This window comes from Paraburkholderia sp. SUR17 (assembly GCF_029536165.1).
In the GTDB taxonomy this organism is placed as follows: Bacteria; Pseudomonadota; Gammaproteobacteria; order Burkholderiales; family Burkholderiaceae; genus Paraburkholderia; species Paraburkholderia kururiensis.
Map to the genome: position 1 here is coordinate 428,949 of NZ_CP120508.1, position 26,490 is coordinate 455,438.

At 62.9% G+C, this 26,490-nt stretch carries 25 protein-coding genes and 1 tRNA gene; 10 read left to right on the forward strand and 16 right to left on the reverse strand.

Going from position 1 to position 26,490, the window contains the following annotated elements:
• Positions 1 to 334 precede the first annotated feature (334 nt).
• Positions 335 to 1,264 (forward strand): CopD family protein, encoded by a 930-nt coding sequence (locus P2869_RS01940; RefSeq protein WP_277597309.1) that lies wholly within the window; start codon positions 335 to 337, stop codon positions 1,262 to 1,264.
• A gap of 30 nt (positions 1,265 to 1,294) precedes the next feature.
• On the opposite strand, the gene P2869_RS01945 is transcribed toward P2869_RS01940, so the two are convergent.
• From P2869_RS01945 to dgoD, 3 genes are all read right to left on the reverse strand, one after another.
• Positions 1,295 to 1,438 carry a DUF2158 domain-containing protein gene (locus tag P2869_RS01945; protein WP_233411585.1) on the reverse strand — a complete coding sequence of 48 codons (144 nt, stop codon included), beginning with the start codon at positions 1,436 to 1,438 and terminating at the stop codon, positions 1,295 to 1,297.
• Between the two features lie 155 nt (positions 1,439 to 1,593).
• Complete coding sequence (locus tag P2869_RS01950) at positions 1,594 to 1,896, reverse strand: hypothetical protein (RefSeq protein WP_017772749.1); 303 nt, start codon at positions 1,894 to 1,896, stop codon at positions 1,594 to 1,596.
• Positions 1,897 to 2,147: 251 nt separating this feature from the next.
• Positions 2,148 to 3,296 (reverse strand): galactonate dehydratase, encoded by a 1,149-nt coding sequence (dgoD, locus tag P2869_RS01955; RefSeq protein WP_017772750.1) that lies wholly within the window; start codon positions 3,294 to 3,296, stop codon positions 2,148 to 2,150.
• A 310-nt stretch (positions 3,297 to 3,606) separates the two neighbouring features.
• Between dgoD and P2869_RS01960 the strand changes: the two genes are divergently transcribed.
• On the forward strand, positions 3,607 to 4,284 hold the full coding sequence (locus tag P2869_RS01960; protein WP_277598033.1) for a FadR/GntR family transcriptional regulator: 678 nt from the start codon (positions 3,607 to 3,609) through the stop codon (positions 4,282 to 4,284).
• Between the two features lie 15 nt (positions 4,285 to 4,299).
• On the opposite strand, the gene P2869_RS01965 is transcribed toward P2869_RS01960, so the two are convergent.
• Both P2869_RS01965 and P2869_RS01970 read right to left on the reverse strand, forming a co-directional pair.
• Positions 4,300 to 5,598 (reverse strand): MFS transporter, encoded by a 1,299-nt coding sequence (locus tag P2869_RS01965; RefSeq protein WP_277597310.1) that lies wholly within the window; start codon positions 5,596 to 5,598, stop codon positions 4,300 to 4,302.
• Between the two features lie 154 nt (positions 5,599 to 5,752).
• Complete coding sequence (locus P2869_RS01970; protein WP_277597311.1) at positions 5,753 to 6,847, reverse strand: tartrate dehydrogenase; 1,095 nt, start codon at positions 6,845 to 6,847, stop codon at positions 5,753 to 5,755.
• Positions 6,848 to 6,997: 150 nt separating this feature from the next.
• Between P2869_RS01970 and P2869_RS01975 the strand changes: the two genes are divergently transcribed.
• Positions 6,998 to 7,936, forward strand: a complete 939-nt coding sequence (locus P2869_RS01975) for a LysR family transcriptional regulator (protein ID WP_277597312.1) — start codon at positions 6,998 to 7,000, stop codon at positions 7,934 to 7,936.
• A gap of 106 nt (positions 7,937 to 8,042) precedes the next feature.
• Here the strand turns inward: P2869_RS01975 and P2869_RS01980 are convergent, their stop codons facing one another.
• Positions 8,043 to 8,606: an arsenate reductase ArsC gene (locus P2869_RS01980; protein WP_277597313.1), complete on the reverse strand. Its 564-nt coding sequence runs from the start codon at positions 8,604 to 8,606 to the stop codon at positions 8,043 to 8,045.
• Positions 8,607 to 9,107: 501 nt separating this feature from the next.
• Between P2869_RS01980 and P2869_RS01985 the strand changes: the two genes are divergently transcribed.
• Entirely contained in the window at positions 9,108 to 10,346 is a 1,239-nt protein-coding gene (locus tag P2869_RS01985) for a GGDEF domain-containing protein (protein ID WP_277597314.1), read from the forward strand.
• A 183-nt stretch (positions 10,347 to 10,529) separates the two neighbouring features.
• On the opposite strand, the gene P2869_RS01990 is transcribed toward P2869_RS01985, so the two are convergent.
• The 3 genes from P2869_RS01990 to P2869_RS02000 are packed head-to-tail and all read right to left on the reverse strand — an operon-like array spanning position 10,530 to position 12,930.
• Entirely contained in the window at positions 10,530 to 11,624 is a 1,095-nt protein-coding gene (locus P2869_RS01990) for a type VI immunity family protein (protein WP_277597315.1), read from the reverse strand.
• 35 nt (positions 11,625 to 11,659) lie between these two features.
• Positions 11,660 to 12,394, reverse strand: a complete 735-nt coding sequence (locus tag P2869_RS01995) for a VRR-NUC domain-containing protein (RefSeq protein WP_277597316.1) — start codon at positions 12,392 to 12,394, stop codon at positions 11,660 to 11,662.
• Positions 12,391 to 12,930 (reverse strand): PAAR domain-containing protein, encoded by a 540-nt coding sequence (locus P2869_RS02000; protein ID WP_277597317.1) that lies wholly within the window; start codon positions 12,928 to 12,930, stop codon positions 12,391 to 12,393. The genes P2869_RS01995 and P2869_RS02000 overlap by 4 nt, the downstream gene beginning before the upstream one ends.
• Positions 12,931 to 13,184: 254 nt before the next feature.
• On the opposite strand from P2869_RS02000, the gene P2869_RS02005 reads away from it, so the two are divergent.
• From P2869_RS02005 to P2869_RS02015, 3 genes are all read left to right on the forward strand, one after another.
• Positions 13,185 to 13,589, forward strand: coding sequence for a hypothetical protein (locus tag P2869_RS02005; RefSeq protein WP_277597318.1), 405 nt, complete (start codon positions 13,185 to 13,187; stop codon positions 13,587 to 13,589).
• Positions 13,590 to 13,845: 256 nt separating this feature from the next.
• Entirely contained in the window at positions 13,846 to 14,751 is a 906-nt protein-coding gene (locus tag P2869_RS02010; protein ID WP_277597319.1) for a phosphotransferase, read from the forward strand.
• 768 nt (positions 14,752 to 15,519) lie between these two features.
• Complete coding sequence (locus P2869_RS02015; protein ID WP_277597320.1) at positions 15,520 to 17,757, forward strand: S1/P1 Nuclease; 2,238 nt, start codon at positions 15,520 to 15,522, stop codon at positions 17,755 to 17,757.
• 57 nt (positions 17,758 to 17,814) lie between these two features.
• Here P2869_RS02015 and P2869_RS02020 read toward each other — a convergent pair whose 3' ends face one another.
• On the reverse strand, positions 17,815 to 18,252 hold the full coding sequence (locus tag P2869_RS02020; protein ID WP_277597321.1) for a hypothetical protein: 438 nt from the start codon (positions 18,250 to 18,252) through the stop codon (positions 17,815 to 17,817).
• Between the two features lie 203 nt (positions 18,253 to 18,455).
• Between P2869_RS02020 and P2869_RS02025 the strand changes: the two genes are divergently transcribed.
• The 3 genes from P2869_RS02025 to P2869_RS02035 all read left to right on the forward strand — a co-directional run bounded on the left by P2869_RS02025 (position 18,456) and on the right by P2869_RS02035 (position 20,995).
• On the forward strand, positions 18,456 to 18,920 hold the full coding sequence (locus P2869_RS02025; protein ID WP_277596573.1) for a transposase: 465 nt from the start codon (positions 18,456 to 18,458) through the stop codon (positions 18,918 to 18,920).
• A complete protein-coding gene (gene tnpB, locus P2869_RS02030; RefSeq protein ID WP_055347105.1) occupies positions 18,920 to 19,273 on the forward strand; it encodes an IS66 family insertion sequence element accessory protein TnpB in 354 nt (117 codons plus the stop codon). The genes P2869_RS02025 and tnpB overlap by 1 nt, the downstream gene beginning before the upstream one ends.
• Before the next feature lie 99 nt (positions 19,274 to 19,372).
• Positions 19,373 to 20,995 carry an IS66 family transposase gene (locus P2869_RS02035; protein ID WP_277596574.1) on the forward strand — a complete coding sequence of 541 codons (1,623 nt, stop codon included), beginning with the start codon at positions 19,373 to 19,375 and terminating at the stop codon, positions 20,993 to 20,995.
• Between the two features lie 9 nt (positions 20,996 to 21,004).
• Here the strand turns inward: P2869_RS02035 and P2869_RS02040 are convergent, their stop codons facing one another.
• The 6 genes from P2869_RS02040 to P2869_RS02065 all read right to left on the reverse strand — a co-directional run bounded on the left by P2869_RS02040 (position 21,005) and on the right by P2869_RS02065 (position 26,252).
• Positions 21,005 to 21,265, reverse strand: a complete 261-nt coding sequence (locus P2869_RS02040; protein WP_277596575.1) for a hypothetical protein — start codon at positions 21,263 to 21,265, stop codon at positions 21,005 to 21,007.
• Positions 21,266 to 21,515: 250 nt separating this feature from the next.
• Positions 21,516 to 21,989 carry a TolC family protein gene (locus P2869_RS02045; RefSeq protein WP_277597322.1) on the reverse strand — a complete coding sequence of 158 codons (474 nt, stop codon included), beginning with the start codon at positions 21,987 to 21,989 and terminating at the stop codon, positions 21,516 to 21,518.
• A gap of 17 nt (positions 21,990 to 22,006) precedes the next feature.
• Complete coding sequence (locus P2869_RS02050) at positions 22,007 to 22,306, reverse strand: hypothetical protein (RefSeq protein WP_277597323.1); 300 nt, start codon at positions 22,304 to 22,306, stop codon at positions 22,007 to 22,009.
• Between the two features lie 174 nt (positions 22,307 to 22,480).
• A tRNA-Met gene (locus P2869_RS02055) sits at positions 22,481 to 22,557 on the reverse strand.
• 164 nt (positions 22,558 to 22,721) lie between these two features.
• The gene (locus P2869_RS02060; protein WP_277597324.1) at positions 22,722 to 24,380 is read right to left on the reverse strand and encodes an MFS transporter; all 1,659 of its coding nucleotides are present in this window, start codon (positions 24,378 to 24,380) and stop codon (positions 22,722 to 22,724) included.
• A gap of 291 nt (positions 24,381 to 24,671) precedes the next feature.
• Positions 24,672 to 26,252, reverse strand: a complete 1,581-nt coding sequence (locus tag P2869_RS02065; RefSeq protein WP_277597325.1) for a sensor histidine kinase — start codon at positions 26,250 to 26,252, stop codon at positions 24,672 to 24,674.
• Between the last annotated feature and the right edge of the window lie 238 nt (positions 26,253 to 26,490).

Here is a 26,490-nt window from a genome sequence, read left to right on the forward strand (position 1 = left end):
CTATTTGCCACAGGCAACGGAGTTCCAGAGGGTGCGGCTGTGCGACAGTTTGACGCAGCGCCCACCGCAAGCGGGTTTGAGCGGTCTGCATGTTCGGCATCCGGGGCCGCTTGCGTGACGCGATAGCCGCAGCAGTCGTGCCTGCCACAACGGCGCCGATCATCGCTAACATCTTGGGCCGCAGTCTCGTCTGCGGTCGTTTGCTCACCTTGCCGTTGTTTCCCGCTCCAGCCCATTACCTCATGACGCCTTTCGACTCCCTTTTGCCGCCGCGCACGACGTTGCGTGCCACGCTTTTCTCCCGTCAGCGTTTTGCAACGGCGGAGCGTGACCAATGACGATGGACTGGCTCTGGTTCGGGCAGGTCACGATGGCTGCCCTTGTCGACGTGGCATTCGCCTTTGCCGTGGGTTCGGCCCTGCTCGGCGCGTGGCTCGATAAAGACGGCCGGGCCGTGGCGGCGCCTGCGCATATTGCCTCGATGCGTGCACAACGCTCCGCGGTGGCGGCCGCCGTCGCGCTGCTTCTCGCGCAACTGGCATGGCTGCTGTACGAAGCCGCAGCCGTGACCGGCGCGACGTTGACGGATGCCCTGGCCGCCGTGCCGACGCTGCTCGCGCAGACGCACGTGGGTCACGCGTGGGCGTTCGCGTTCGCGGCGTCCCTCGTGCTGCTCGTTACGACGCTTGTGCCGCATGCGGGCCGTTTGCGCGACGCGCTGTTGTGGCTGGCCGTGATCGCCGTCGCGGCGGGCCGGGCCGCGTCTGGCCATGCCGCCGATGACGGCCTTGCGTCGGCCGCGCTCGGTATCCAGACGCTCCATGTGCTCACGACCGGCGTCTGGGGCGGCCTCGTGATGTCGGCCGGATTCGCGGTGTTGCCCGCGCTCGGCGCGTCGACGGCGCGCGGCGTGTTGATTCGCATCGCCAGCCAGTTGTCGTCCACGTCGTTCGTTGCCGTGCTGTTCGTGATCGCGACGGGCGTGTTCCGTGCAGTGCGCGGGACGGGCGGATCGCTTGCGCCGCTCACGGGCAGCACGTGGGGTCATCTGCTCGTCTTCAAGCTCACGCTCGTTGCGCTGGCCGTGGTGCTGGGCGGGCTCAACCGCTTCCAGGCGCTGCCGCGCCTGCGCCGCACGGCATCGACCATGGACGCCCATACGTTCGCCAACGTGCTGTATCTCGAAGCGCTGGCCATCACGGGCGCGTTCATCGCAGCGGCCGCGCTCGCGCACAGCATGCCCGGCGCAATGGCGATGGGTTGAGAGAGAAAAGCCTCAGCGCGTGTGCGCAGATCAGGAGGCGAGCGACCGATGCGCGGCCACGAGCATGGCTTCGGGAAACATCTCCTGGCACAGCTCGCCCGCGTCGTCGAACCACTGGCAGATCGCCCAACGGCCCGCGTCGAAGAGCACGGGCCCGGCCCACATGACGGTCATCGTGCGTCCCGCCGACTTGAGCGCGACGACATCGCCGGCACGATACGCCGACTGCGCCGCCGCAGCAGTGGGTTTCGCAGCCACGGCAGGCGCGGTCCGCTCGATACACGGCGACCGCGTAGCCCAGGCGGCGCGCCGGTTGCGATGCGAGGCCCTCATTCGAAGCCGAGCCGATGACCGAGAATCGGCGCGCAGAAAAGCGCCACGGCGCAGCCTGCCGCCTTGCCTTCGAGTTCCGCGAGCGCCACGCGCGACCCGTACATCTGCGTGAGCAGATCGAACAGTTGCGGCAGGCAGTACAGCACCGCCGCCGCGACGAAGCACTTGCCGACCAGACCGATCTGCCAGCCGCGCTCGAACGCGACGGCCGCGCCGATCACGCGCAGCACGCCGAACGCGAACAGCGCGCCGACTGCCGCCTGTTCGCGGATCAGATAGTCCGGAAGGAACTCGCCCATGTGCACTCCCTGTTTTTGCTGTCGTTTGCACGCAGGTCAGCAAGGAGTGGGCCAGAGGTGCGCCGCGCGTCACGGGCGCAGTCGCAAAGCCTTATGGGGCAAGCAAAGCCGGTGAGCGCTCCGGCTAACACGCGTGTGTGAGCCGGCGAACACGGGCCTGAAAAAACGCGGGATACGTTACGTAACCGAAACGTGTCCCGCGCGATGTCACGTAACGGGCGAGCCCCGCCATCGCGCTCGCCCGCGCAGCGTCACCACTCGGCGACGCTGCCGTCGGAATGGCGCCACACGGGATTGCGCCAGCGGTGGCCCACCTTCGCCATCTCGCGGACCTTCTCCTCGTTCACGTCGATGCCGAGGCCCGGGCCCTGCGGAATCGAAACGAAGCCGTCTTCGTAGCGGAACACTTCGGGATTGCGGATGTAGTCGAGCAGGTCGTTGCCCTGGTTGTAGTGAATGCCGAGGCTCTGTTCCTGGATGAACGCGTTGTAGCTCACCGCGTCGATCTGCAGGCACGTCGCGAGCGCGATGGGGCCGAGCGGGCAATGCAGCGCGAGCGCGACGTCGTAGGCTTCCGCCATCGACGCGATCTTGCGGCACTCGGTGATGCCGCCCGCGTGCGACGCGTCGGGCTGAATGATGTCGACGTAGCCGCCCGCCAGAATGTGCTTGAAGTCCCAGCGCGAGTAGAGCCGCTCGCCGAGCGCAATGGGCGTGTTGGTCTGGTTGACGATGTCGCGCAACGCTTCCACGTTCTCCGAGAGCACCGGCTCTTCGATGAAGAGCAGACGATACGGGTCCAGCTCTTTCGCGAGCACTTTGGCCATGGGCTTGTGCACGCGACCATGGAAGTCGACGCCGATACCCACATGCGGGCCCACGGCTTCGCGCACGGCCGCCACGTTGGCGATCACGCCTTCCACCTTCTCGAAGGTGTCGATGATCTGCAGCTCTTCGGAGCCGTTCATCTTCACCGCCTTGAAGCCGCGCTCCACCACGGCGCGCGCGTTGTTCGCGACGTCGTGCGGACGGTCGCCGCCAATCCACGAATAGACCTTGATACGGTCGCGCACCTGGCCGCCCAGCAGCGCATGCACGGGCACGCCGTGGTGCTTGCCTTTGATGTCCCACAGCGCCTGGTCGATGCCCGCAATCGCGCTCATCGAAATCGGACCGCCCCGGTAGAAGCCGGCGCGGTACATGACCTGCCAGTGGTCTTCGATCAGCAGCGGGTCTTTGCCGACGAGATAGTCCGCGAGTTCGTGGACGGCCGCTTCCACGGTATGGGCGCGCCCTTCGACAACGGGCTCGCCCCAGCCGACGATGCCTTCGTCCGTTTCGATCTTGAGGAAGAGCCAGCGCGGCGGGACGATGAACGTTTCGAGGCGGGTGATCTTCATGGCGATGTCTCCTTGCGAATGCCGTGACTGCGCGGCGGCCGTTGGCGTGAGGAAGGCAGCGGCGCCGCGTCGAGTGGCGATATCCTAGCGCAAAACTTAAAACAGTACTATTAATAGTATTATTCGACCGCGCGATACTGGGCCGGGCTGCGTCTTGCGGGCGCGCATGCTCCACGAGCCGCGGATGTCCGATAATCGCGGTCGTTTTCACCCGGCTGCGGGTGCAAGACCGGCCGCCGGCAAACGGCGACCTAGCCAGGACCGGCGCTGCGAGCCGGCCGTACAAGTACAAGCACAACGGAGAACAGCCATTCAGAACGATCTGCACGGCCGCGTGGCATACGAACTCGCCACGGCCATTCTGCGCGGCGACTATGCGCCGGGATCGGTCCTTCCGCGTGAGGCGGAACTCATGGAGACCTTTGGCGTGAGCCGCACGGTGTTGCGCGAGGCGCTGCGCACGCTGACCTCGAAGGGATTGGTGGAGTCGCGGCCGCGGGTGGGCACGCGGGTGCGTCCGCGCGACGCGTGGAATCTGCTCGATGCCGACCTGCTCAACTGGTACGCGCGCGTGGCGCCGCCGCTCAAGTTCGCGATGAAGCTGCAGGAGATGCGCGAAATGATCGAGCCTTACGCCGCCGCGCTCGCCGCCGCCGCGCACGACGAAGCCAAGCTCGCCGCGATTGCCGACGCGCACGCCGCGATGGCGGCCGCCCGCAACGAGGACGAATGGGTGCGTGCGGACCTGCAATTCCATCTGAGCGTGCTGGACGCGTGCTGCAACGAGCTGCTCATTCCGCTGGGCGCGTTGATCGAGCGCACGCTGGAGGCGCAGTTGCGTGTGAACGCCAAGCGCGCCGACGTGTTCAACGCCGCGTTGCCCGACCACACCGCCGTGCTCGAAGCCATTCAGGCCCGCGACACGGTGCGCGCGCGAGAAACCATGACGGCGTTGCTCTCCACCACGCGTGCTCGCATGGAGGAGTAAGCCGCGAGGCTGCGCCTATTGCACCGCTTGCGGATGTCTGCGCAAACCGCCGCGCGCAATCGCAAGCGTGAGCACGGCCGACAGGCCGAGGCTCGCCGCGACGACATAGAGGCCCGCGGCGTAGCCGCCCGTCACGGACTTGAGCCAGCCGATGGCGAACGGCCCGACGAAGCCGCCCAGGTTGCCGATCGAATTGATCATCGCGATGCCTGCCGCCGCGCCCGCTCCCGAGAGGAACGAGGCCGGCATGGCCCACAGCGGCGCTTTCGCAGCGCTGATGCCCACGTTCACGACGACGAGCGCCAGCACGACCTGGGCCGCCGTCTGTGCGACGCCGCAGAATGCGAGCCCCGCGGCGGCGGCCACGCATGGGATGACGACGTGCCACGTGCGTTCACGTGCCCGGTCCGAATGGCGTGCCCACGCAATCATGCCCACCACCGCGAGCACGCTGGGTATCGCGTTGAGCATGCCCGTGCCGAACGCGCTGAAGCCGAACTGGCGGATGATGAGCGGCGCCCACAACCCGAGCGTATAAAGCCCCGCGGACGTGCCGAAGTAGATCAGCGCCATGACCAGCACGCGCGGATCGCGCAGCGCCCGCAGCGCGCCTTCGGTGTGGCCCGCCTGCGACTCGCGTTCGCGGTGCTCGTCACGCAGCGTGGCGACGAGCCAGGCCTTCTCCTCGGGTGCGAGCCACGTGGCCTTTTCCGGCGAATCCGTGAGCGCGCGCAGCACCACGAAGCCGAGCACGATGGCAGGCAGCGCTTCGATCAGAAAGAGCCATTGCCAGTTGCTGAGGCCAAGCATCGGCGGCAACTCCATCAACGCGCCGGAAACGGGCGAGCCGATCGCCGTGGAGAGCGGCGCCGCGGCCATGAACGCGGCGGCGGCCAGCGCCCGCTGGCGAGCGGGAAACCACTGGCTCAGATAAAGAATGATGCCGGGGAAGAAACCGGCTTCGGCCACACCGAGCAGAAAACGCAGCGCATAGAACGAGTGCGGCCCGCTCACGAACGCCGACGCCCCGGATACGAGCCCCCATGTGACCATCACGCGCGCGATCCACACTCGCGCGCCGACCTTGTTGAGGATGAGGTTCGACGGCACCTCGAAGAGGAAATAGCCCAGAAAGAAGATGCCGCCGCCCAGACCGAACATGGCCGGCGTGAGCCCGATGGCCTTGTTCATCGAGATCGCGGCAAAGCCCACGTTCACGCGGTCCAGAAAGCTCACGAAGTAAAGGAGCATCACGAACGGCAGGATGCGCCACGTCAGCTTGCGCACGACGCGGGCGGGCAGGTCGGAAGTCATGGTCGTCTCCGGTGGAGGCCGCCTGCCGTGCGCAGCATGGCGCACGACGGCAGCTCTTCGTATGGTGGGTATTGCTGAGTGTTGCTCTCGACCTGAGCGGTCAGCGCAATTCGGAGCAACTCAGAGCAATTCAGTGCAAAAAGCGGCAATGCGCTTAGGCAGCCTGCTGGATAAGCGCTGCGTGTTGCGCGATGTACGCGCAGACGGCGTCCGTCACCTGTGCCGTGGTCGCGTTGCCGCCCAGGTCGCGCGTATGGAGCGCGGGGCTGGCGGTGACGTGCTCGATGGCCGACATCAGCACGCGGGCCGCAGCGGTTTCGCCGAGGTGTTCGAGCAGCATGACCGCCGACCAGAACGTGCCGATCGGATTGGCGAGCCCCTTGCCCATGATGTCGAATGCTGAGCCATGAATGGGCTCGAACATCGACGGGTAGCGGCGTTCGGGATCGAGGTTCGCCGTGGGCGCGATGCCGAGGCTGCCGGCCAGCGCGGCAGCCAGGTCGCTCAGGATGTCCGCATGCAGGTTGGTCGCGACGATGGTGTCGAGCGACGCGGGGCGGTTCACCATGCGCGCGGTGGCGGCATCCACGAGTTCCTTGTCCCAGCTGACATCGGGAAATTCCTTCGAGATCTGCACCGCGATCTCGTCCCACATCACCATGGCGTGGCGCTGCGCGTTGCTCTTCGTGATCACCGTGAGATGTCTGCGCGGACGCGATTGCGCGAGACGAAACGCGAAACGCAGAATCCGTTCGACGCCCGCGCGCGTCATCATCGAGACGTCGGTTGCCACCTCGATGGGGTGCCCCTGATGTGCGCGGCCGCCCACGCCCGAATACTCGCCTTCCGAGTTTTCGCGCACGATCACCCAGTCGAGGTCGGCGGGCGTGCAGCGTTTCAGCGGCGCGTCGATGCCGGGCAGGATGCGTGTGGGGCGCACGTTCGCGTACTGGTCGAAGCCCTGGCAGATCTTGAGGCGCAAGCCCCACAGCGTGATGTGGTCGGCAATGTGCGGATCGCCGGCTGAACCGAACAGAATCGCGTCCTTGTGGCGCAGTGCGTCGAGCCCGTCGGCCGGCATCATGACGCCGTGTTCGCGATAGTAGTCGCCGCCCCAGTCGAAGTTCTCGAACTCGAATGCGAACGCGTCGGAACGTTGCGCGAGGGCTTCGAGCACGCGCTGGCCCGCCGGGACCACCTCCTTGCCGATGCCGTCGCCGGGAATGGTGGCAATGCGCCAGGTTTTCATGTCCGTGTGTCTCCATCAACGCTGTAGAAGTGGCGGCTATCGTCGCGCAGAAAGCCCCGCTGGGAACGGTGCTAGACTGAAACCGCTTTTAACCTCAGGTTAAGGATCGGTGCTCTTCGCTATCGTTCTTCACGCCGTCCACTTCGCTCCATGGCCATCATCCAGCCCGACGATTTCGGTTTCTTTTCGACGCTCGCCGGCAGCGGCAGCCTCACCGCCGCCGCGCGCGAACTCGGTCTTTCTACTGCAGCGGTGAGCAAACATCTCGCACAGATGGAAGCGCGCGCAGGCGTCGCGCTCGTGAATCGCACCACGCGCCGTATGAGTCTCACACCCGAAGGCGAGCTGTATCTCGCGCGGGCGCGCCAGATTCTCAGCGAGATGGACGAGCTTGCCGAACTGCTCGGCGGCTCGCGCGCGGTGCCGAAGGGCCTCTTGCGCGTGAACGCGACGCTTGGCTTCGGCCGCAGTCACGTGGCGCCCGCGATCTCGCGATTCGTCGAGCGCTATCCCGAGGTGGAGGCGCAGTTGCAGCTTTCCGTCGACCCGCCACCGCTCAGCGACGACGCGTTCGACGTCTGCGTCCGTTTCGGCGAGCCGCCCGACGCGCGCGTGATTGCGCGACGCGTGGCGCCGAACCGGCGGCTGTTGTGCGCGTCGCCGGCGTATCTGCGGCGGCACGCGGCGCCGAAGAGTCCGCGCGAACTCGCGCAGCACAACTGCATCGGCATTCGTCAGGGCGGGGACGGCTATGGCGTGTGGCGACTCACGAGCGGCCGCGGTGCCGCTCAGAAAACAGAGACGGTGAGGGTGCGCGGCAATCTCACGACGAACGACGGCGAGATCGCGGTGAAGTGGGCGCTCGACGGCCACGGCATCCTGATGCGCGCGGAGTGGGACATCGCGCCGTACCTGCGTGACGGGACGCTCGTGCAGGTGCTACCCGAGTACCGCACGCCGGGCGCCGACATCTATGCGGTCTACGCGCCGCATCATCAACTGTCGGCGCGCGTGCGGGCATTCGTGGATTTTCTCGCCGCGGAACTGACGCGGCCGGTGGGCAAGGGGAGGAAGCGGCGGGCAGCGTGAGGCGACGACGCTGGTTCAGTCGCGCCGCGTGCGCGGCGCACTAGCGTAGTCGTCGCGCCAGCCGCGCCAAATGTCGCGAAGCTGGCGTGATCGACAGAAAAGAGATCTACGCACAAGCCGGCTGGTGCGAGCCGGTATGACGGTCCAGCGAGGGCGGGGCGATGTCGTTGCTTGCATCGAGCAATTGCGCCGCCGCAGCTGCCGACGTTCCGCGTGCCGACGAACCATCGCAGTACTGCGGCAACGAGATGAACACGCTCACGCGGCGCAGGATCTGCCAGAAGACCCGTTCGAACGCACGCGAGCGTTCGGCTTCTGACATGCCATCGGCGAGCGGGTCCGGGAAACTCCATTCGCAGAACTCGGGCTGACCGGGAAAGACAGGCGCATGGTATTCGGCGACGCGGCTGTCCAGCGCGATGACGATATCCATGCGAGGCGCCCACTGTCCCGTGAACTCGTGCCAGCTCTTCGGATTGAGCCGGCCCAGTTCCGATATGCCGGGGCGCAGCTGGGCAAGCGCCAGGGGGTGCACCCTCGCTGCCGGATCGGCTCCGGCGCTGAACGGTGCGAAACGATCGCCCGCCAGTTCCCGCAACAAGGCTTCCGCCATGATGCTGCGTGCCGAATTCTCCTTGCAGAGAAACAGCACCTTGTATTTTTCGGTCACAGCACTACCCCGTAACATGCATTTTTCGTTGTGTGCGCCACATTGTGCAGTCGGACTCTTGCACATGGGTGACGAAATTGTGACATGGCAATATCGTCGCCGGTGAGACGCACGCGCCGCGCGGAGCCTGGTGTTTTGCCTGGCTTTTCCTGGAGCCGGGCCTGGACCGGCGGCGAAAAGGTCGCAAAGGATACAGGAAGCCGGCGCGCTTGTTGAGAGGTATGGGTGCGCGGTGCAAACGGTGCTTGAGCGCGAGCATGGTGTGCAAGGTTCGGTCGTCGTGCGACGCAGCCGAACACTGAGTACACCGTATGAGGTGCGTTGCGAAGCCAGGTATTCGAGCCGGTTGTTGTTACCGGGCGCTTAGGCGAAATCGCGGCAGATCTCGGTAAAGGTTGCGATACCATACGAAGGTTCCACGGGGAGGGCAGTCAATGGACTGCGGTTGCCTCGCGGACGCCTTTCTTCTGCTTTTTCCCGGCGCCCCACTCGCATAGAGCCATGTTCAGCCCTGTCGCATTTATCGGCATTGCGATTATGTCCTGCGTGATGAGCGTGGCGGTGCTGGGCTCACTGCTGCAGGCACGCATTCCGGGGCTTGGCCGCTGGTGCGCCGCGTATGTGGTGCTCGCCATCGCGCTCGCGCTGCTGCTCGTGCAGCGCGATGCACCGCCCGCCATCGTCACGGCCACTGTTGGTGTGATGCTCGTTTTTGCGGCGCTGCTCGTTGTGCAGGGCTTCCGTCAGTTCTTCTTTCTTCGACCATCGTTTTTCCCTGAGTATCTGCTCGCGGGCGCAGTGGTGTCGGGCTTCGTCTACTGGACGTTTGCCGCGGTCGATCTCGACGCCCGCGTGTCGTTGCTCTCTGCGTTTCTGGGCTACGTGCGCATCGCGGTGGGCTGGATGGCCTACCGGTTCCGCCCGCCCGGCCGGCCGAGGTACAGCTATCTCTTCGTGGCGGTCTCTGCCCTGGCAGGTGCGGTAATTCACGTCGGACGGGGTCTTGCCTATGGCTTCGGCTTCGCGCACCAGACCACGTTCCTTGAAGCCACGCCGCTCAATACCGCGTTTCTCGGCATGGGCATCCTCACGCTGCCGTGCCTCTCGATCGGCATGGTGATGCTCGCGCACGACAGAATGGCCGAGCGCATGGAGCGTATGGCCACCATCGACGAGCTCACCGGCACGCTTGTACGCCGCGCGTTCCTGGCCCGGGGCAAGACGTTGCTGGACGCAACGCGCGCGTCGGGCAAGCGGCTTTCCATTGCGATCCTCGATATCGACAACTTCAAGACGATCAACGACCGCTACGGCCACGCGGCCGGCGACAGAACCCTGGCGTGTTTTGCCGCAGCGATCTCGAAGGGCATTCGCCGTACCGATCTCTTCGGGCGACTGGGCGGCGAAGAATTCGGCGTGCTCTTCGCTGACGCCAGCAAGGCGGAAGCAGCGAAGCTTGCCGACCAGTTGAGGGCATCGATTGCGGTGCTGATGCCACAGCAAGACGGCCGCGCGAAGTGCACGTTCAGCGCAGGCGTTGCCGAGTTCGGCGACGGCGATACCTTTGCGGATGCGATGGCGCGCGCCGATGCCGCGCTCTATGCGGCGAAGGACTATGGCCGCAATTGCGTGATGGCCGCGCCCGTGGCAAATGGTGAAGTGGGAGGGGCGTGCGAGGTGGTGGGCGCTGAAGGCGACGTGCTGGTTCAGCGGTTGGGTCCGCACGCGAAGGCGGTGTAGGGGCGGTGGGGTTTGGCCTTCACTGACGCACTCGCTGCCTGTCAAGGCAAAACTTCCGTCCGAAGCCTTGACGGAAGAAGGCGGATTTCCGGTGCATCAAAAGCGGTGCTCGATGGCGGGCGAAGGCGCGCGGCCTCCAACCCGTGGCGTTTTTTGTCGGTGAGCGCGCGCCCGGGGCGTGTGTCAAAGTGGGTTCGGGAGCGCGTTGGCGGGTGTGAGGGGCGGGGTGTCGAGCAAGGTGGCCTTCGCGGCGAACAAGCCGTTTTCGTCGGTCTCGAAGCGGCGGAGCCAGGCGACGGTCGACGCCTTGGTGTTGTAGACCGGCGCGTCGCCGTTCACAGTGCCGCGTTGCAAGCTGTCCATTTCGCTCACACGGATCGACCGCAATGCTGCGTCGAGAATCACGTAGGCGGGCGGATTGAAAGGCGGCTTGCCCTCTTCGTCCGATATACCGCTTTCGGGCAGGACGCCGGCCCGGATGACAACGCCTTGGCCGTAGTCGCCGATCGCGAACCAATTTGGCGGCAGATGAGCGCGCAGCCCGCCTAGGCCGCCCGCCGCTTCGAGCATCGGCTTGCTGATCGCTGTAAGCCAATCGATCGTTTTCAGTTGTTCTTTGAGCATGCGGACAGACAGGTCGGCGGGAAAGCCAACATCTTGGCCGGGCATTGTCTGGCTAGCCCAATACTCGGTGGCTTCGTTTTCTTCGCGTCCGGTCGGCGAGAGATTGACCGCGACGCCGGCATGGCCCCATGGCGCCTTGAGGCGCGCGACCGCGTCGAAGAACAGCTTCGCGAACGCGTCGGGGCGCTCCTGGACAGCGAAAACGGGCCACGAGAACCACAAGGCGTTGAAGCCGCGGTTGCCGAGCTTCTCTTGCCATCGGCGCTGGCCGCCGACATGGAATTCCCACAGGCTCGCGTCGGTTGGGCGCTCGCCGCTCATGAAATCGAAGTCAAACCGATCTTCGGGGCCAAGCCCGGCTGCGGCCGCGCGCAACGATTTCGCCTTTGACATGGGCTGCGCGGGTTTGCCGTTGCTCCACATGTAAGTCAGCTTTTCGTCGCCCATCGATGCCGCGAACTCGTCGAACGTCTGCGCGAGCGCTTCGCGGACGGCCGGATCGGCGGCTTGCTCAAAGTAGACGCAGGCGCGGATGACAAAAGCCGCGCCGATTCCGTCGTGCGGATATCGAGGTTCCAGAAGGGCGTTCGCCACCAGCGCTTTGGACTGGTTGGCCTTGGCCCATTTCAGAAAGTCTTGCGTTATGGCAGTCATGGGGCGAATGGGGATGAGCCTGGCGACACAGGCTATCAGGGAACCGGAAGCGGGGGAACGGGCGGCGGCAGGCCGAAGCCTGGCGTCGGCGGCCTCGCGGTGAAAATCGATTTCAGCGAGCGTCCAAGCTCGGAGAGCGCGTCCGACACCGCGGATTTGACGGGATTCTCGCCCTCGTCGTCGTTGGAGCAGTCGCAGTTCTGCGGCCCGAGGACGACGACCTTGTCCGACGATCCCGCAATCACCCCATAGTCTTCGGTTTGCCCGAGGTCCGGTGACTGCGGAGGAAATTTGACCTCCACGATGTTCTTGATGTTGTCTTGTGTCGGCGGCAGCGAGCCGTCCTTCACGATCACCACGTCCGGCCGGCGCACAGCCCCCGAGCCAGCGGGATACTCCTCTTGCCCGCCAGGCCAGTATTTCGCGATCCATCCCGGAAGATATGGATGGGCCTCCAGCGGGTTGGCCGAGCGCATGATCGGCGCGGGCGGGACCTTTGACATGTCGTAATTGACCTCCGCCTTATACGGGCTTTGCCAGTCCATGCTTCGGTCGACATCGCGAAGATTGCGGGACACGCACTGCTGTTTGAGGCTCTGGCCGGAGGCCCCTTCATCCGGCTCGCGCGAGCAAACGCAAACCGCCTTGCACACGACCTTTTTGTCCGCCGGGTCAAGGCCGGCGCCGCGCAACTGGACGCTTGTCGTCTGGCCACGGCCCGACGCGGTCGAGCCGGACCCGGACCCGGTTCCGTAGGCGTTGCCGCTCATTCGCCGCGCGCTCCGCCGGGGACTTGCGTGGAAGGCGACGAAAACTGCAGCGAAGCCGGCTCTGCGCCCTCATGCCACTGCGTGTAGCCGCTCGAGTCGGTCTGGCCGGAAAGCACCGTTCCGTCGGACGCGCGCAGCGTGTAGGGGTGGTTGGGGATCGGCTGGCCGGTCGACTCGTCGAGGACCTGGAAGCGGCCTCGGTATGGTCCTGGCGCGTCGCTCGCCGTTTGATGGTTCGCGATCGGCCCGGCCTGTCCGCGCGGCCCGGAGGTCGGCTGCGCCGTCGCGCTCGATTGCGACGCGATCAATGTGGCGCCGCAAGCCGTTTTGTCGCCCTGAAACGCGGGATGTTTTCCACCCATGTTCATGCCCCGAGGCAGAATCTGCACGATTGGGTAGATGCCGCCGCATTTCGGGCAGGAGACCATGTCGCCAAGCCGCGCGATTGGAATGCCGTCGACTTTATGTTCGGGCGAGCAGTTGAGAACCTTGCCGCCGTGATCGGTGGTGTCACCTTCGCGAATAAAAGCGCTCATGGGATTTTCCGAATCAGAAACGTCGCCACTTTACCTCAATTGTCTGTTGAAATATCGGGGCTCGCCCTGAGCGAAGGAAATGGCGCGAATGGTGGCGTCGATTTATCGATTCATGGCGGCGGCGCGGCGGGCGGCTCGGATTTTCTATGCCTGCCGGGTGGGTTTTTAGCCAGTTCAGGTGCCGCCGCGCGCGTTCTCGCGATGGTTTGCACGATGCGGTGTTAAGGCACTCAGGGTGGAACGGGATTTTTTCGATGGTGACTGCGAAACCAAGCGCGCTAAGGGTTGTGATCGCGTTCTTTAAGGTCACTCTTGAAAAAACGGCAATTGGTGCTTTCGAAAAGGCAGGTGCTCAGCTGGGTACAGGCTGGCTTCGACTGGAACGTTTCCTCAACGTCGCGGGGAAGTATGGTGGCGCCGTGGTTGGGCTCGTATCTGCTGCGATTGGCATCTATCATGCCGTTCAGGATTTCAAGGAAGGTAATGTTACGATGCTTGTCCTCGACGCCACATCGGCGGTTGTTGGTCTTGCTCTCGCCTACTCTGTCATCTTCCTTTCGGCATCCGCCGCGGCCGTCGTGGCTTTGCCGCTTCTGCTTACCGCTGCCCTCATCGGTATCCTCATTAACTACTTCAAAGGAAAGGAAGTGGATGAGTGATTTGAGCGATGCTTTTTCGGGTTGAAAGAGGACAAGGACCGGTTTCCGACGCTGGCCGAAGACCAAAAGGCATTTGCAGCAAGCGTTACTGACGGTGCTACGTTTTGCTTCACGTTCCCCCTTCATTCAATATGCCCATGAACCAATCTGTGGATTCGCCCCGGCTGCGGGCGGTGAGGTCAGTAATTGAAGCTGACAGCATCGCCGAGGTCGTCGAAAGCCGATACGCGGTGGGCAGATTGATAGTTGCCTGTTTTTGCGTCGCGGGTTCAACGACGTCTACGAACTCCAGCTTGCAGATGGCGAGCGAAGAATCGCGAGGCTTGCAGCACTAAGGGCTCGCGGTGAAGGTAATGCGGACTTCGAGCTATCGTTGCTCGAACATCTGAAGGCAGAGGGGGTTGCAGTTGCCGCCGCGCACAGGACACGGGATGGTGCCCTGTCGACAGACGTGCCCGCGCCTGAAGGCGTTCGTACACTCGCAGTCTTTGACTATCTTGACGGCAAGCATCTTGGCGATGAGCTAGATGACGTCCGGCTGACCGGTACCGAACTGGCGCGCATCCACGACGGGGCCAAGACGTATGCCGGTCCTGAAAGTCGCTATGTGCTTGACATCGCTCATCTACTGCTTCGACCGCTATCCCGCATAAAGGCACTCAGGCATCTGGACGACGAGGTAAAGGGAAAACTAACCGAGATAGCGACAGCGCTAGAGGACAGGTTCTCCACCACCGAAGCGTCGCTATCGCGCGTCATATGCCATGGGGACTGTCACGGCGGCAATACTATGATTCGCATTGGCGGCGATGGCAGCCGACGTGCGGCGTTCTTCGACTTCGATGACAGCGGGCCCGGTTATCTCGCCTACGACCTTTCGGTCTTCCTCTGGGGCAATCTGCTGGCCACGCATCGCGAAGAGCCCGACGAAAAATCACGTGCAAGGTGGCTAGCCTTCATTGACGGCTACAGGTCAATAGCACCTATACCGGAAGCAGACTACCGTGCGATAGCGATGTTTGTCCCTGTGCGAATGATGTGGCTGTTAGCGGAGTACGCCGGTAATGTTGGCGCAGCCGGTATCCATAACCTGCCGAACAGATGGTTCCGCGACATCGCCACCTTGATGGAGAAGTGGCAGGCTGTCGCTACGCCGGAGTGATGCATCTCGGTGAAGCCCGGTATCCAACAGCCATAAGCGCGCGTCGGCCAGTGGCCGCTTCTTTCGCCATACAGCTCGCCAGGACGGGCTACGAGCGCGGCGAGGACATCCTGGCCACTGATTATTGGACGAAATCAATTGCGCCGCGAACACTATATGCATCACGCATGAACCAGCGCTTTGCTGAATGTCTCTCAGAAAAAATTGCTGCCAGTTGTGAGCTAAAAGTAGAAAGTTCTTGAAAACATCTCCATGATGCACTACTCGTGCTTACATCGGCTGGGCAGATGTTGGCCGAGGCTGTGTGAAAACTCCTGCCGAACGCACCGCCTGACAAACTCGGCTCGCCAGATCGCCGCATACGGGCTTCGAAGCGGTTCGGGAGGGGTAAAGCGACACCCGAAAACCGAGCGCTTTCGCGTTTTCACACAGCCTCGGCCGCTCGGAGCCGTAAGTCATGGTGCGTCGGACCGAATGAGAGCCGAGATAACCCGGTATATCAAGACGTCTGCGATGACGTGCAGACCGGGAACAAGTGTGCACGCACTCAGGCATTTGAGCGAGGCCTGCGTGCCGACATAGACGTCCATGCGGCTCGTTCCTGTGGCCACATGGACGTCACATAACCGTCCTAAAAATACTCGAAAACTACGCCGGCAGAACGCTCACGGAATTGTTTGTCATTCCGTGAGAGTGTCCATTCGCCGAGTCTATAGGGGCGCAACATCCGAATCGATGGACCACACTTAGATGAGGAAGGAGACCACCATGCAGCTATCCACAGGACTTAATTTCCGTAGCTTATCCGTTAAGGATTTGCTCCACGCACGCGACCTATATCACTGGCATTTATCGAACAAGGCCAATGTCGTGGGCACAGCTGTCGGGTTATATCTGATTAGGAAGACAGACCCGGATGGGACCCAGGGTGGTAAACATGTGGAATACGAGTCGAATATCCGCACGTTCGAAAATTCGGAGGTCCTCCCGTATTCGTGGCCTGCGATTATTGTTCTCGTCAGAGATTGGGTCGAGGCAACCAGTTTTGGCCATAGTGGCGTAGACCCTAATCATATGATTCCCAGCGCCTTGTACTTGCCCGACGGACGTGCGGTGCCGGTGTGCGTAGTTGCGGTCGAGACCGCCGAGTCGATTCAAGCGGCACCCGCGGACGTGCGGTGGCCGGCTAGCTATGTTGGCGGTGGTTGCCCGCTCATTGCTCGCGTGCAGGGCGCCGAACACGTCGCAAGCGTCGGGTGCCTGGTTTCAGATGGCCATACGATGTATGCCCTGACAAACCGGCACGTTTGTGGCGAAGCGGGTACACCAATTATGGCGAGCTTGCGCGGCGACGTGAGCGAGATTGGCACAAGCTCCGGTCGTCAGCTCACGCGGATGGCCTTTGAGGACGTCTTCCCGGACTTTACTGGCACGCGCAGCTATCTCACGCTGGACATCGGACTCGTTGAAGTGGCCAACGTCAATGACTGGAAGAGCCAGCCGTTTGGTCTCACGGGGGCAGTGGGTGAGACGGCGGACCTCAACGAGCTGACGATGAGCCTGGAACTCATCGACCAGCCGGTGACTGCATTCGGAGCATCGTCGGGCCTCCTGGAAGGAAAAATCAAGGCGCTGTTTTATCGACACAAGTCGGTCTCCGGCTACGACTACATCTCACAGTTCTTGATTGCGCCGGAGCGCAAGCGCCAAACCGCACCGGGAGACTCGGGAACTGTCTGGTACCTGACCACTGGGAACGGGAGCAGCCGCGTGCTCCATCCCCTTGCGGTCGAGTGGGGAGGCCAGACGGTTCTCGGCTCAGGCGGCAAGCGTCTGAATTACGCACTCGCCACTGGCTTGAGCACGGTGTGCAGGCTTCTCGACGTTGATTTGGTTCGAACACACAATACAGGCGCTAATGAATACTGGGGACAAACTGGACATTACAATATTGCCACCGCTGCCACCAAAGCAGTACACAATGCCGACCTGAAGAAGTTTCTGGAAGCAAACCTCGAGCGAATCAGCTTCGCTCCGGATGCGCTAACGCCCGCCCAAATCCGCGTTAAGCTTGCCAACGGAGATTTCGTCGAACTGGCGGACGTGCCGGATCTCGTCTGGAAGAAAACACCGGACGACACACTCGGCGGGCGCGACTACGCACGCAACGCCGGTCCCGAGCATCCGAATCACTACGCCGACATTGACGACCCTGGTAGCAACGGCACGACCCTTCGTGACCTCACACTAGCGTCGGTCGACAACATGAGCGTTGAGGTCTGGCGCGACTGGTACAGGCAGAACGGAAAGACTGACCCACGCCATCAAGGCTTGCTACCGTTTCGAGTCTGGCAAATTTTCGATGAGATGGTGCGTTGCCTCAAGTCCCGCCAAGACAGCCGCTTCCTGTGTGCGGCGGGCGTGCTGGCGCATTACGTGGGTGACGCCTGTCAGCCTTTGCATGGTTCTTACCGCTCCGACGGATACCAGAATGCCGAGGGAGCAACCAGGGCGAAGTGGCCCGGCAAAGGAGTGCACTCGACCTATGAGAACAAGATGGTTGACCGGCATTCTGACGAGCTTCTCGCGAACATTGGTCCTGCGGCGGCTTCGTTCCACGGTACGATTTACAGCATTAGGGCCGGCCGTGATGCTGCGTTCGCTACGGTGGAGTTGATGGCGGGAGTTGCAGCGGTGCTTCCCCCAACAGAACTCTGCGATGAGTATATTCACCTGGGCGGAGGCACTTCGGTACACGTGGTGGACGGGCTTTGGGAAAAGTTTGGCAACCAGACGTCCACCGTGATGGGCATAGGCGCGAGGTACCTGGCCGCCATCTGGGATGCAGCGTTTGAGCTTGCTGGCGAAGCTCTGCCGGATAGTGGACGGCAGATTCCGGAAAAGGCGTTGGCGAAAATTTACCAGAACAAGGAGTTTGTGCCTTCGCTTACCCTCGACAAAATTGGGCAGGTACTGGAGCCACAGGAGGGGCAGCAAGCCGCCTGAGAGGCTGATACAAAAGCACAGAGACCGGCAGCCTGCGCGATGTATATCGCGCAGGCTTTAGTCGGCGTTCAACTCGGCGACACGCCTCAGGCATTCGTCGAAAAGGTCTTTATTCTTGCGCCTGAGCTTGCGCAGGTCCACCAGGACCGCTTCGAACCGGGTCGTCTCGGTACCGTGCTTTATGTCGTCAATGCGCGCCTTGATTTCAAGGAACTCATTGATAGCGTCGTCCCGCTTGACGTCGGTCTGCCTTATCAGCGAATTCAGCGCATCAGAGATACGGCCAAGCTGCTTACCGTAGCTCTCCTTGCTAACAATTGCTCGCTCTGCCGCAGGATTGCTCGAATTCGTCTGATTGACTACCAGACCCGCAAACGTCCAAGACAGTATCGACTGCTGAAGGTGCTCCGGCGCGGCGAAAAGCGACTCCGCAAACTGCGATGGCCACAGCATGGTCGACCACGGCCAAGGTACGGCTCGACTATCTGGTGACATGTTTTCCCCTCCATACCTATGAAGCATGCCGGAAGTATCGCGACGGTGGTGGACAGACGAAATGCGAAGCGCAGGAGCATCGCGCCCACCCGCTGCAATAATGGCTTGCAGAAAAGCTGTAAGCGCGAATTTAACCCCACCTAGAATCGAAAGCTGAACGAGCGCAGGCTTGCGTCCGCAACTACAACTTGCGGACGCAACCGATGACACAGAACGAAGTTGATTTCCTTCCGCTGCGGGTGACGGGCGTGACGGCGACGGGCAAGCGCAAGTTTGACGCCGAGGGTAAGCGCAAGCTGATTGACGCCTGCCGGCAACCGGGCGCGTCAATTGCCGGACTGGCGTTGAAGGCTGGGGTGAACGCGAACCAGCTGCATAAGTGGATTCAATTGCGCGAACGCACGAATGCCGCTGCTGCGACGGCGAGCGTCGAGCCGTTGCCGTCCGCATTCGTGCCGGTCGTCACGGTCGACGAAGTGGCGCCGATGCGCACGAACCCCGAGCCGGCGAACGTACGGCGAACGTCTCACAGGTACGACTCGGCGAAGGCAATGACGCCGGCGCGACTATCAGCGCAGTTGCCCAACGGCGTGACGCTGCAGCTCGAATGCGCCGCACACGATGGCGCGCTCGTGAAGGCGATGATCGAAGCGTTGGGGACGCGCTGATGTTCCGCTTCGACGCGGACCTGCAGATCTACCTGCACCGCGAGCCCATCGACTTCCGTGCCGGCATCAACAGCCTCGTCACGCTGGTCGAGCAGTCGATGCAGCTCGATCCGCTTGCGCGAGCCGTCTTCGCGTTCCACAACCGCAAACGCGATCGCGTGAAACTTCTGCTGTATGACCGGGCCGGATTCTGGCTCCTATTGAAACGCCTCGAGGCCGACCGTTTCGTTTGGCCCCGCCGTCAGCAAGCCGTGATCGAACTGACGGCCGAGCAGCTTCACCTGCTGCTCGACGGCGTCGATATCGACGCCGTGCGCCGCCACCCAGCGCGGCAGTACTGCCACGCGAGCTGAAGCAGGGTATCGCCGCCGTTGCCGGTAAACAACGGCGGCTTTAGCTGTTACAAATTCGCGTAAACCTATTTGGCTCGGCGATCCGCTATCGTTGAGCGCATGTCTCCTCCCGATCTCCCCCGACTTCCGCGCACCGCCAAGGCCTATATCCACAAGCTGGAGGAACGGGTGGCGGCCGATGCGCAGGTCATTGCCGAGCGTGACGCCAGGATCGACGAATTGACCCGGCGCCTGGATGCGCTCGAAGAGCAATATCGTCTCGCGTTGGCCCGACAGTACGCGCCCAAGAGCGAGAAGCGCCGCGACCGCGTGTTCAACGAGGCCGAGGAAGCAGCCCAAGCCGAGCCGGCCGACGAGGACGACGGCGATGTGTCGGCGCTGCCCGATACCGGGTTGCCGGAACCCGGTCAGCCGGAACCGCGCAAGCGTGGCCGCAAGCCGCTGCCCGCGGATCTGCCGCGCGAGCGAATCGAGTACGACCTGCCCGAGGAGCAGAAGATCTGTCCGTGCTGCAGCAAGGCCATGCATCGGATGGGCGAGGAAATCAGCGAACAGTTGCACATGGAGGTCAAGGTCTCTGTGCTGCAGCACGCGCGTTTCAAGTACGCGTGTCGGCACTGCGAGCGTCATGGCACGCACACGCCGATCGTGGTCGCGCCGATGCCGGCGCAGCCTTTGCCGGGCAGTCACGCCAGTGCCTCGATGATCGCCGCCGTCACGGCCGGCAAGTATGTCGACGGCACACCGCTGTACCGGATGGAAGACGTGCTCGCGCGCTCGAACATCGCGGTCGGCCGCGGCACGCTGGCGAACTGGATCATCCGCCCCGCCGAGCTTCACTACACGCGCCTGTTCGAGGCGCTCAAGAAGATTCTGCTAAGCCAGTGGCTGATTCACGGCGACGAGACCACCGTCCAGGTCCTGAAGGAAAGCGGCCGAAACGCGCAGTCCACCTCGTATATGTGGGTCTACCGAAGCGCCGAGGATAGCGAGCAGCCGGTGGTGCTGTTCGAGTACCAGCCGGGGCGTGGCCAGCAGTACCCGAAGGAATTCCTCGGAGACTACGCGGGCACGCTGATGACGGACGGCTGGCCTGCGTGGCGAACGGTTAAATCGGCCACGCACCTCGGATGCCTTGCGCATGGACGCCGGATGTTCACGGACGCGCTCAAAGGACAGAAGAACAAACCGAGCCCGCGCATCACGAAGGCGCTCGAATTCTTCCAGGCGCTGTATCAAGTCGAGACGCTCGCCAAGCAGACGTTGCCCGAAGGCGAGACGCTGGCCGATTACCGGTACCGCCTGCGCCAGCAGCACAGCGTGCCGTTGCTCAATGCCTTTAAGACCTGGCTCGACGAGCTCGCGCCGAAGGTTCTGCCAAAGAGCCTGCTGGGCGAGGCGATCGGCTACTGTCTCAGGCAATGGCGGTATCTGAGCCGTTATGTCGAGGACGGCCGGTCCCCAATCGATAACAACGTCATCGAGCGCGACATCAGGCCCTTTGTGACCGGACGAAAGTCGTGGCTCTTCAGCGATACGGTCGACGGCGCAAAAGCGAGCGCGATGGTCTATAGCCTGATGCTCACGTGTCGAGCCTGCGGCGTCGATCCTCACGCCTATCTGCTGCACGTGCTGACGCAATTGCCGCAGCGTGCGCCGGACGCCGATATTAGCGACCTGCTACCGTTCAACTTCGCTCGACAGCAAGCCGTTACCGGGTAACTCCGGTCCCTATCGCGCCGGGCCGAAGTATTGGTCCCACTGTTCCGAATCGGGATCGAGTCGGCGCACGATCGCGTCGTCGGCCCGTGCGATCAACCGCTCCAGCATCTGGCGCTTCGTTACCGAGTAACGGCGAGCTAACCGCGTCAGAGCAAGATTCGCTTCCGTGCTCACCCACATATCCAGACGCCGATCACCGTTGCCGTCCTTGCCTGCCGTCTCGCGCCTTGCCCGATAAGCCGCTTGCCGCTGCGCCGTCGTTTGCGTCATCTCGCATCTCCTTCGTTACCCGGTAACTATCGATCTGAAATATGTTACCCGGTAACACGTCACCTAACGACGTGTGGCGGATTTAGCGCTTACGAAAAGCTTAGTGTCCGTTCGGTGGCGTACGTGTGCGACTAGGCAGCACAGCCGCCAACGCATATAGCATTGATGCCGACTCCTCGGTCAGCGTAGCTCCAAAGAGTCCGGCCCCATCCAGCAAACTGTTTAGCTGTTGGACGTCTTCTTCATCAAGCTAGCCGGTTGAGTCCTTGAGCCTGACACTCCACATCAACGCCGCGATGCGAGCTTCGATGTAGTTACGCTGCTGGGAGTACAACCGGTCCTCTGCTGCCAGTACGTCTGAATTAAGGCGAACGCCATTCCGGTACGCCTTGACGTTGAATGCCACCGAGGCTTGCGCCGCGTGCACAGCTTGCTCAAGTGCGGCGACACGGGTGCGGCCACCCTCATACCCCAGGAAGGCTTGCTGGGCGTGTTGCGCAGCGCTCTGTCTGGCAACTTCAAGGTCTTCCTCAGCCTTGTCTTCCAGCGCAAGATTCTCCCGCGTCTGGCTTTGACTCGACAATCCATCGAACAACGGGATGGCAATCCGAATCCCGATTTGCGCGGCGGAGGCGGCAGGGCCGCCCGTGATGAAGTTATCCTGTCCGTTGATGTAGCTGGCATTGCCCCGGCTAAACGACGCGATGGCCGTTACGGAAGGCATTGTTGCCTACCGGGTCTTTAACGTATGCGTATGAGCACGTGCAATCTGACGCTGCTGGATTCTTGGGTCAAAGCCATTGACTCTTGCTGATGCGCCCATACCGACGCCTGCAAAGGATAGACTTCTGGCAGCGCCTTACCCGGTGCCAGACGCGCCAGCTCACCCGTCGACCTTCCCACGATGCTCTCAAGCTGCACGACACGCTCCTGCAAGGTGTTGGCCATGTCGACTTCGTCGGCCTGTGCTGCTGCAACGCTAGCCTGAGCATCCTGGACATCGACAATCGCTCCGTTGCCGAGCCGGTAGGGGTGTTTCACGGTGTGCTCTCCACGTTGACGTAACAGTGGCGTGTAGCACCCGCTGCCGAAAAACCGCCCGCACCTAAAACGTTCTACTGCTTTAGATGCGTAATGCGCCAATTTGGGCGCATTTCCGGCGTTTCGACGCAAAAAGCCGCTGAACCTTGCGGAACAGCGGCTTTTTTTTGAAGCTGGTGGCGAATCAGGGATTCGAACCCCGGACCTGCGGATTATGATTCCGTCGCTCTAACCGACTGAGCTAATTCGCCGAAAGAAGGCGGATTATGAAGGTGCCGGTCGTGGCTGTCAACCCCCCTGCCGGCATCCTCTTCGCCCTTCAGTGCTTTGACCGAACTTCTACGCCAACGAGAGGGCGCCCAAGAACACCCAAAACCCTTGGTGCTTCACAGTCGAACCCCCGTTCGCTGTGCCCTCAATCCTGGGCGTAGATGTCCGAGTCTTTGGTCTCCTTCACGAACAGCATGCCGATCACGAACGTCGCGAGTGCGATCACGACCGGATACCACAACCCCGAATAGATATCGCCCTTGGCGGCCACAATCGCGAAGGCCGTAGCAGGCAGGAAGCCGCCGAACCAGCCGTTGCCGATGTGATACGGCAGCGACATGGACGTATAGCGAATCCGCGTCGGGAACATTTCCACCAGCATCGCGGCGATCGGGCCGTACACCATCGTCACGTAAATGACGAGAATCGTCAGGATCACCACCGACATGGGCCAGTTGATCTGCGACGGGTCGGCCTTCGGCGGATAGCCGGCGGCCTTCAGCGTAGAGCCGAGCGACTTGTCGAACGCGGTGCCTTTTTCCTTTGCGTCGGTCGCCTTGCCGTCATACGCCTCGACCACGGTATCGCCCACCTTGATCTGCGCCATCGTGCCGGCCGGCGCTGCCACGTTGGTGTAGTTCAAACCGGCCTTCGAGAGCGCGCCCTTCGCGATATCGCAAGACGACGTGAACTTCGCCGTTCCCACCGGGTTGAACTGGAACGAGCATTCGTCCGGGTTCGCGACCACGACGATCGGCGACTTCTGGGTCGCGGCGTCGAGCGCCGGGTTGGCGTAGTGCGTGAGCGCCTTGAAGAGCGGGAAATACGTGAGCGCCGCGATCAGGCAGCCGGCCATGATGATCGGCTTGCGGCCGATGCGGTCCGACAGCGAGCCGAAGAACAGGAAGAACGGCGTGCCGATCAGGAGTGCGATCGCAATCAGGATGTTGGCGCTTGCGCCGTCCACCTTCAGCGTCTGTGTCAGGAAGAAGAGCGCATAGAACTGTCCGGTGTACCAGACCACGGCCTGGCCGGCGGTCAGGCCGATCAGCGCGAGGATCACGAGCTTGAGGTTTTTCCACTGGCCAAACGCTTCGGTCAGCGGGGCCTTCGACGTCTTGCCCTCCGCCTTGATGCGCGCGAACACGGGCGACTCGTTCAGTTGCAGCCGGATCCACACCGAAACGGCGAGCAGGAGGATCGACGCGATGAACGGAATGCGCCATGCCCATGCGCCGAACTGCTCTTCGCCCACGAACGTGCGCACGCCGAGAATCACGAGCAGCGACAGGAACAGGCCCAGCGTCGCAGTGGTCTGGATCCACGCGGTGTAGAAGCCGCGTCGGCCGGCCGGCGCGTGCTCTGCCACGTAGGTTGCCGCGCCGCCGTACTCGCCGCCGAGCGCGAGACCTTGCGCAAGCCGCATCACGATGAAGATGACGGGCGAAGCGATGCCTATGGACGCATAACCCGGCAGGAAGCCGACCACGAACGTCGACAGACCCATGATGACGATGGTGACGAGGAACGTGTACTTGCGACCGACCAGGTCACCCAGGCGTCCGAAGACGATGGCGCCGAACGGTCGGACGGCGAAACCCGCGGCAAAGCCGAGCAGCGTGAAGATGAAGCCGGCTGTCGGATTGACGCCGGAGAAGAAACTCTTGCTGATGAAAGCCGCCAGTGATCCGGCGAGATAAAAGTCGTACCACTCGAAAACCGTGCCCAGCGACGAGGCGAAAATCACCCGTTTTTCGGCGCCTGTCATGGGTGCGTGCGATAGCTGTCCGCCTACGGTTGCCATAAGTCGTCTCCGTTTTGATATTCGTGAGGCGCGCCCGGACAGACGCACCTGCGGCTCATTATTGGAACGGAAACTTACTGGTTACTGACGCGCAACGGGGGCTTTGGCGGGGTTTTGCGTCGGGTGCAATTACGTCTTTGTCGGATAAATTCACGGAAAATGGCTTCAACGGACGTTTATGCCGTTAATTCTGCTGTGCCATTTCCGGTTGCAAACCTTGTCCGTAAGGGTAAGTCCTTGGGGTATTCGCAAGTGCCGCTGAGGGTTCCCTGAGCGTGCGTTGAGCAAGCTTCAGGACGCATTCGTCTGCATCGCTTCCCGCATGCGCAGCGTAATGCGCACGAGCGTGCCCGCCATGCGCGGCGTTTCCTGGTACACGTTGTCTTCGATCGTGAGCGTGCCGCCGTGCATCGTCGCGATTTCCTTGACGATGGCAAGGCCCAGCCCGCTGCCGTCGCCCTCGCGGCCGAGAATCCGGTAAAAGCGCTCCGTTACCCGCTCGCGTTCGGCGAGGGGGATGCCAGGCCCCGTGTCCTCGACCTCGAGGTGCACGACGCCCGCCGCCGCATCCGGGCGTACCCGCACGGTGATGCGGCCACCGGCGGGTGTATAGCGCATCGCGTTGTCGATCAGGTTCGACAGCATCTCGCGCAGCATCACCGGGTGTCCTTCCACCTCGATCTTCGGGTCCGCGCTGTCGGGCCCTTCGTAGCCCAGGTCCATCTGCTTCACGAGCGCCGCCTGCACCCAGTCGCGCACGGCGTTGCGTGCCACCTCACCTACGTCCACCGCCGTGAAGATCTGTCCGGACAAGCGGTTCTCGGCGCGCGCGAGCGCCAGCAGCTGCGTGACGAGCCGCGCCGCGTGCTCGGAACTCGTCGCGATCTGCTGGAGCGAGCGATGAACTTCCGCGGGCGCTTCCTGGCGCAACGCGAGTTCGGCTTGGGTGCGCAGGCCGGCAAGCGGGGTTTTCATCTGATGCGCGGCGTCGGCGATGAAGCGCTTTTGCAGCTCCATGTTCTGTTCGAGACGCGTAAGCAGGTCGTTGAACGACGTGACGAGCGGCTCGATTTCGGGTGGCGCGCGGCGCGCCTCGAGCGGCGAAAGGTCGTCCGGTCGGCGCGCGCGGATATTCGACTGCAGCGCATGCAACGGCGCGAGCCCGCGCGAGAGGCCGAACCAGACAAGCACGATGGCGAGCGGCAGAATCACGAACTGCGGGAGGATCACGCCCTTGATGATGTCGTTGGCCAGCTGGCGGCGCTTGTCGAGTGTTTCGGCGACCTGCACGAGCACCGACTGTGCACCGGGCGTCTGCGGAAATTCGACGGTCGTGTAGGCCACGCGGATATCGTTGCCGCGCAGCATGTCGTCGCGAAATTCGACGATGCCGGGCTGCGGGCGATCGTCTTCGTGCGGCAGCGGCATGTCGCGCTCGCCTGCCACCAGTTCGCCGCGCGTGCCGAGCACCTGGAAGAACACGCTGTCGATGTTGTCTGCGCGCAGGAAGTCACGCGTGGACTCGGGTAGCGTGAGTTCGGCGACGCCGTTGACGGGATGGATCTGCCGCGCGAGCACATAGGCATCGGTTTCCAGCGCGCGGTCGAACGGCCCGTTGGCAATGGACTTTGCCACGAGGTAGGTGACGGCGATGCTCATCGGCCACAGCAGCAGAAGCGGCGCCAGCATCCAGTCGAGAATCTCGCCGAAGAGCGAGCGCGGACGCGCCTGCGCGGCGCTCTCGGTTTCGTCGGGCGGCGCGAAAGGGTTCTCGTAGCGCGCGTCGCGCGTGTCGTCATCGAGCGGTACGGGAGCGGACGTCGAAGGCGGGGGCGAACCGGCGGCGCGCCGGACATCGAGAGGCGCGGCCATGCTGTCCTTACTTATATGGATGGGTTGCCGGCATTGCGGGCTTGCTTGTGGGCGTGACGGCGGCGGACGAGCCGGTGGCGGCCGATGCCGGGGATGGGGCGGCGGATGCAGCGAGTCCGCTTGCCGCTGAGGTTTCTCCGGCTTCAACGCTCGCTGCCGAGCCCTCTACCGGCTTCGACGACGCCGATGGGTCGTTCGCGGCAGGCGCGCCGAGCGCAGCCGCCGAAGCCGCGGCCGA

Excerpts from the sequence above, each read along its gene's own strand:
- P2869_RS01985 (WP_277597314.1), top strand. The coding sequence starts at position 9,108 with ATGTTCAGCCCTGTCGCATTTATCGGCATTGCGATTATGTCCTGCGTG.
- P2869_RS01990 (WP_277597315.1), bottom strand. The coding sequence starts at position 11,624 with ATGACTGCCATAACGCAAGACTTTCTGAAATGGGCCAAGGCCAACCAG.
- P2869_RS02015 (WP_277597320.1), top strand. The coding sequence starts at position 15,520 with ATGCAGCTATCCACAGGACTTAATTTCCGTAGCTTATCCGTTAAGGAT.
- P2869_RS01940 (WP_277597309.1), top strand. The coding sequence starts at position 335 with ATGACGATGGACTGGCTCTGGTTCGGGCAGGTCACGATGGCTGCCCTT.
- P2869_RS01945 (WP_233411585.1), bottom strand. The coding sequence starts at position 1,438 with ATGACCGTCATGTGGGCCGGGCCCGTGCTCTTCGACGCGGGCCGTTGG.
- P2869_RS01995 (WP_277597316.1), bottom strand. The coding sequence starts at position 12,394 with ATGAGCGGCAACGCCTACGGAACCGGGTCCGGGTCCGGCTCGACCGCG.
- P2869_RS01965 (WP_277597310.1), bottom strand. The coding sequence starts at position 5,598 with ATGACTTCCGACCTGCCCGCCCGCGTCGTGCGCAAGCTGACGTGGCGC.
- P2869_RS02040 (WP_277596575.1), bottom strand. The coding sequence starts at position 21,265 with ATGACGCAAACGACGGCGCAGCGGCAAGCGGCTTATCGGGCAAGGCGC.
- P2869_RS02060 (WP_277597324.1), bottom strand. The coding sequence starts at position 24,380 with ATGGCAACCGTAGGCGGACAGCTATCGCACGCACCCATGACAGGCGCC.
- P2869_RS02000 (WP_277597317.1), bottom strand. The coding sequence starts at position 12,930 with ATGAGCGCTTTTATTCGCGAAGGTGACACCACCGATCACGGCGGCAAG.
- P2869_RS02065 (WP_277597325.1), bottom strand. The coding sequence starts at position 26,252 with ATGGCCGCGCCTCTCGATGTCCGGCGCGCCGCCGGTTCGCCCCCGCCT.
- P2869_RS02005 (WP_277597318.1), top strand. The coding sequence starts at position 13,185 with ATGGTGACTGCGAAACCAAGCGCGCTAAGGGTTGTGATCGCGTTCTTT.
- dgoD (WP_017772750.1), bottom strand. The coding sequence starts at position 3,296 with ATGAAGATCACCCGCCTCGAAACGTTCATCGTCCCGCCGCGCTGGCTC.
- P2869_RS02025 (WP_277596573.1), top strand. The coding sequence starts at position 18,456 with ATGACACAGAACGAAGTTGATTTCCTTCCGCTGCGGGTGACGGGCGTG.
- P2869_RS02035 (WP_277596574.1), top strand. The coding sequence starts at position 19,373 with ATGTCTCCTCCCGATCTCCCCCGACTTCCGCGCACCGCCAAGGCCTAT.
- P2869_RS01950 (WP_017772749.1), bottom strand. The coding sequence starts at position 1,896 with ATGGGCGAGTTCCTTCCGGACTATCTGATCCGCGAACAGGCGGCAGTC.
- P2869_RS02045 (WP_277597322.1), bottom strand. The coding sequence starts at position 21,989 with ATGCCTTCCGTAACGGCCATCGCGTCGTTTAGCCGGGGCAATGCCAGC.
- P2869_RS01975 (WP_277597312.1), top strand. The coding sequence starts at position 6,998 with ATGGCCATCATCCAGCCCGACGATTTCGGTTTCTTTTCGACGCTCGCC.
- P2869_RS02020 (WP_277597321.1), bottom strand. The coding sequence starts at position 18,252 with ATGTCACCAGATAGTCGAGCCGTACCTTGGCCGTGGTCGACCATGCTG.
- P2869_RS01970 (WP_277597311.1), bottom strand. The coding sequence starts at position 6,847 with ATGAAAACCTGGCGCATTGCCACCATTCCCGGCGACGGCATCGGCAAG.
- tnpB (WP_055347105.1), top strand. The coding sequence starts at position 18,920 with ATGTTCCGCTTCGACGCGGACCTGCAGATCTACCTGCACCGCGAGCCC.